Here is a 356-nt window from a genome sequence, read left to right as displayed (position 1 = left end):
AGAGATGTGTATAAGAGACAGCTGCGCAGCCGGGAGCGGATGACGCCTCCGGCGGGGCGGGAGAGCGAGCGGGCCATCAGCGAACCGGCCAGGGCGAACATCACGCCCATGGACGGGAAGAGCACCGTCAGCCAGGCCCACCCGAAAAGGTGGAAGAAGACGACGCGGACGAGCGCGACGGCCCGGAGCAGGTCGAGGTAGCGGTCCCGCCCCGGCCTGGCCACCGCCTCGGCCGGCTCGGGGTGCCCGGTCTGCTCCGCCGGCCCGTCCGGCACGGCCGGGAACCGCGCGGTGGCCTCCGGGGCCGGCCGGTCCTCCCGGGCCTGCCCGGGAAACGTGCCGGTGGCGGGGGGGGG

General features: G+C 75.3%; 1 pseudogene. It reads right to left on the bottom strand.

The features are described 5' to 3' along the window. A pseudogene (locus IH13_RS0118345) lies at positions 1-356 on the bottom strand (acyltransferase); the annotation flags it as partial.

It is taken from the genome of Streptomyces sp. NRRL WC-3549, assembly GCF_000721935.1.
Classification (GTDB): Bacteria; Actinomycetota; Actinomycetes; order Streptomycetales; family Streptomycetaceae; genus Streptomyces.
This window is presented reverse-complemented; position numbering and strand designations above follow the sequence as displayed.